At 64.0% G+C, this 3,663-nt stretch carries 5 protein-coding genes and 1 pseudogene; 2 read left to right on the top strand and 4 right to left on the bottom strand.

Going from position 1 to position 3,663, the window contains the following annotated elements:
* From FFS27_RS30380 to FFS27_RS30365, 4 genes and pseudogenes are all read right to left on the bottom strand, one after another.
* Window positions 1-483: pseudogene (locus FFS27_RS30380) on the bottom strand (class I adenylate cyclase); the annotation flags it as partial.
* 148 nt (window positions 484-631) lie between these two features.
* Window positions 632-865 (bottom strand): TIGR02647 family protein, encoded by a 234-nt coding sequence (locus FFS27_RS30375; RefSeq protein WP_003096418.1) that lies wholly within the window; start codon window positions 863-865, stop codon window positions 632-634.
* A 42-nt stretch (window positions 866-907) separates the two neighbouring features.
* Window positions 908-1,675, bottom strand: coding sequence for a substrate-binding periplasmic protein (locus tag FFS27_RS30370; protein WP_023101717.1), 768 nt, complete (start codon window positions 1,673-1,675; stop codon window positions 908-910).
* A gap of 132 nt (window positions 1,676-1,807) precedes the next feature.
* The gene (locus FFS27_RS30365; RefSeq protein WP_003114340.1) at window positions 1,808-2,083 is read right to left on the bottom strand and encodes a hypothetical protein; all 276 of its coding nucleotides are present in this window, start codon (window positions 2,081-2,083) and stop codon (window positions 1,808-1,810) included.
* Between the two features lie 101 nt (window positions 2,084-2,184).
* Here FFS27_RS30365 and FFS27_RS30360 point away from each other — a divergent pair, with 101 nt between their 5' ends.
* Together FFS27_RS30360 and tssD are read left to right on the top strand one after the other, a co-directional pair.
* Window positions 2,185-3,165 carry a magnesium transporter CorA family protein gene (locus FFS27_RS30360; RefSeq protein WP_003096411.1) on the top strand — a complete coding sequence of 327 codons (981 nt, stop codon included), beginning with the start codon at window positions 2,185-2,187 and terminating at the stop codon, window positions 3,163-3,165.
* A 292-nt stretch (window positions 3,166-3,457) separates the two neighbouring features.
* A partial coding sequence (gene tssD, locus FFS27_RS30355) for a type VI secretion system tube protein TssD (protein WP_124075275.1) occupies window positions 3,458-3,663 on the top strand: 206 nt, incomplete at its 3' end.

Below are 3,663 nucleotides of genomic sequence, written 5' to 3'. Positions count from 1 at the left end.
GCTGCGCGCCCAGTCCTCGATCAACGCGCACTTGCGGCGCAGCTCCTGGCGCGCGCCGAGCTCCAGTTCTGGGGCATGGCAGACCCAGAGGTCGAGATCGCTCTGTTCCTCCTGGGCCAGGCTCCCCAGGCTGCCCATCAGGAACAGGCCGTGGATCGGCTGTTGTGCGGGTTCCTGCCTGCGTGGCTTGTAGACAAACGAACGGGCCAGGCGCTGGGCTTCGGCGAGTACTTCGTCGTCCGCCTCGAAACCGCTCAGGCCCGCCGGCGTGCTGGCCGACAGGTAGCCCGGCAGCAGCGGATGGTTGATGTGGAACAGCAGCGGTAGCAGGCGCAGGACCCGCTCCTGGCGGCTGGACAACGCCTGTCGGGCGCGTTGCAGGCGACCGGCGTTGACCGCCAGGAAGCGTTGGCGCAACTGGCCGAGGACCTTGCGGTCGATGCCATCGTCGAGATCGAGGCTGAGTGCGGGGTGTCGGTTCATGGGCGTCCGGGCACAGGCAAGGCCAGGCGCCGTGCCTGGCTCCGGTCATGCCATTGTATCGCCCGGAAGCGCGGCGGCTTGAGCGCCGCACCGCGAACCGGGGCAACCGTCGCGGCCTGTCGGGAGCAGGTCGCGATGGTCGCTTCCGTCAACCCTTGAGGATGGTCAGCAGGCCCTGTGCCTGCTCCGCGGCGTCCAGCCCGAGACTGGTCAGGTAGCCGCCGTCGGGCTGGTCGATCAGCCCCTTGTCGTGCAGGCGTCGGGCGGCGGCGACGGCCTTGCCGTCGGCGGTGTGATGGACCTTGAGTCCTTCCTGGGTGTTGTTCAGGTTGAAGAGCGCCAGCAGTTCCAGTTCGTCGATCAGCTCGGGAGTGAAGGCCATGTCGGCTCCTTACGGTGTTGAGCACCGGTGAGTGTAGTTGGACTAGGGCGTAGCGTCGGCGGCCTGGCTCCAGCCGTCGAGGATCTTCTGGTACTCGCCGCTGGCGAGGATGCGCTGCATGCCGAGGTCGAAGCGTTCGAGCAGATGCTCGGCCTGCGGGTGGCGGCGCGAGAACGACAGGTACAGCTCCGGGCGGTGGACCGTGGCCACCGGCTGGAACTGGCCTTCCAGTTCGGGATGTTCGCTGAACAACTGGCGAGCCGTATTGCGGTAGGCCAGGGCGTAGTCGACGCGGCCTCGCTGGAGCATGAGGAAACCGTAGTAGTCCTTGCGCACCGGGATGCGCACCAGGTCGTGGCGGCGATCGAAGCCGTCGCCGTATTCATAGCCGAGGGTCACCGCGACTTTCCGTCCGCTCAGCGCCTGCTCCGCATTCACCGGCCGCGCTTCGTCGCGTCGCGCCCAGAGCTGGATCTCCGCGCGAAACAACGGATGCCGGGGCAGACGGTAGTCGGCGAGGATGTGCGGGTTCGGCGAGGTGTTGAAGCAGCCGGCGATCAAGCCTTTCAGGGCCAGCTTCATGCAGCGGGAGTAGGGGTAGGGATTGAGCTGGACCGGCGTGTCCGCAGCCCTGAAGGCGGCCCGCACGATGTCTGCGCTCATGCCCTGGATGCGGCCGTCCTTGTAGGCGGTATAGGGATACCAGTCGTCTTCGGCGCCGAGCACCAGGGGTTCTGTCGGGACGGCCGCTGTCGGGCCGGAAAGGGCCAGCAGCAGGCAGATGGGCAGGAAGTGGAACCAGGATCGCATCCGGTATCGCTCCGCGAAAGCAGGTGGCACGGAGAGTGGGCGCCACCTTTCTACCAGAGCGGCAGGCGTTTGGCGAAACAAAACCGTATGGATACGAGGGGCATTCGCCGGCACCAGTCGGCCCGGCTCCGCTCATTCGTCGTCCGGCAACGTCGGCAGGGCACGCAGCGCATGCTCGTAGCCGGCGCTGTCGAAAGCGCGGTCGGCGGCGAGCATGGCGTTGATCTCGTGGGCCAGCACGTAGGCCATCATGCCCAGTGCCTCGTCGCGCTCGTAGCCGACCAGGGTCAGCTTGTTGAACACGGCGCGCGCCGCCGGCGGATTCTCGCTTTCGATCTGGTTCTCGATGGCCTGGATCAGTTTTTCCTCGGCGAAGCCGTCTTCCTGGTTGTCGTCCTGTTCGCTCATCGGGCGTTCCTCGTTCTGGCGCAAAGTACCGCTTGTGCGGCGGCGGGAAGTTGTCCACCCTGCTTGGCCAACGGATGGCCGCGAAGGTAGCGATACCCGACATGATCACCTATTACATCCTTTCCGGCGACCGCCTGGAGCGACGCCAGCACGACGATGCCCAGCGGGGGTTGCCGCCGGGCACCCTGTGGATCGACCTGCATCACCCGACCCCCGAAGAGGAGCGCCTGCTCGAATCCCACCTGCAGGTGAACATCCCGACCCGCGAGGAGATGGCCGAGATCGAGGATTCGTCGCGCTTCTACGAGGACGGCAACGTCCTCTACATGACCACTTCGGTGGTCGGCGGGATCACCGAGCACCGGCCGAGCACAGAGGAAGTGACCTTCGTACTCAGCGAGAAATGGCTGATTACCGTGCGCTACGCCGACCTGCGTTCGTTCCGCGAGTTCGAGAACCGTTGCATCCGCCAGCTCGACGCCAACCGCAGCAGCACCCAGTTGTTCGCCCTGATGATGGACAGCCTGGTGGACCGCATCGCCGACGTGTTGGAGGCCGTACAGGGGCAACTGAGCAGCATGTCGCGGGAGATCTTCGCCGAGTCCACCGCCCAGACCCGCAAGCCGAAGACCGACCTGCAGCAGATCATCAAGCACCTCGGGCGCAGCAGCTCGCTGCTGTCCAAGCTCAACGACAGCCTGCTCAGCATCAATCGGATGAACAGCTATTTCCGCCAGGGTTGCAACGGCTGGCTTTCCGAGCCGGCCAAGGTGCTGGCGAAGACCGTGGAGCGCGACGTGCGCTCGCTGGACGAGTACCTGGCGAAGATGTCCACCGAGATCAACTTCCTCCTCGACGCGACCCTTGGCCTGATCAACATCGAGCAGAACAGCATCATCAAGGTGTTCTCCATCGCTGCCGTACTGTTCCTGCCGCCGACCCTGGTGGGCACGGTCTACGGCATGAACTTCAAGGACATGCCCGAGCTGGACTGGTCCATCGGCTATCCGATGGCGCTGGGGATGATGGTGGTATCGGCGATCCTTCCGTACCTCTGGTTCAAGTTCAAGAACTGGCTCTGAGGCACTCGGCAGGTGTGCAACTTTTTGCTGGATAACTTCGGGAAAAGCTGTGGATACAACGCCGGGGCCAAGGTCTGGCGGGGTCTTCGATGAAGTGAGCAAGTTCTTGCATAGCACTGTGCAACAACTTGCTCACTTTTTCGGGATAAACCCGGGGAAAAACGTTCGTGCGGGCCGGGAAAGTCTTCAACAAATTGATTTAAAAGGTAAATATTTTATTGGCACGAAGCTTGTTGGGTAGCTGCCGCACCAGGACATGTCGTCCCGGCTACCACTGACAAGGAATGCATCCATGGCAACACCCGCCTATATGTCCATCACCGGCACCAAGCAGGGCCTGATCACCGCCGGCGCCTTCACCGAGGATTCGGTCGGCAACACCTACCAGGAAGGCCACGAGGACCAGGTGATGGTCCAGGGCTTCAACCACGAAGTGATCATCCCGCGCGACCCGCAGTCCGGCCAGCCGACCGGCCAGCGCGTGCACAAGCCGGTGGT

The sequence above is a fragment of the Pseudomonas sp. 2VD genome (assembly GCF_005503585.1).
Classification (GTDB): Bacteria; Pseudomonadota; Gammaproteobacteria; order Pseudomonadales; family Pseudomonadaceae; genus Pseudomonas; species Pseudomonas aeruginosa.
The sequence above is the reverse complement of the archived record's forward strand: the minus strand, read 5'-3'. Positions and strand labels throughout refer to the sequence as shown.

Bases quoted from the DNA above. Each gene is read 5' to 3' on its own strand.
- FFS27_RS30375 (WP_003096418.1), bottom strand. From the start codon at position 865: ATGGCCTTCACTCCCGAGCTGATCGACGAACTGGAACTGCTGGCGCTC.
- FFS27_RS30370 (WP_023101717.1), bottom strand. From the start codon at position 1,675: ATGCGATCCTGGTTCCACTTCCTGCCCATCTGCCTGCTGCTGGCCCTT.
- FFS27_RS30365 (WP_003114340.1), bottom strand. From the start codon at position 2,083: ATGAGCGAACAGGACGACAACCAGGAAGACGGCTTCGCCGAGGAAAAA.
- FFS27_RS30360 (WP_003096411.1), top strand. From the start codon at position 2,185: ATGATCACCTATTACATCCTTTCCGGCGACCGCCTGGAGCGACGCCAG.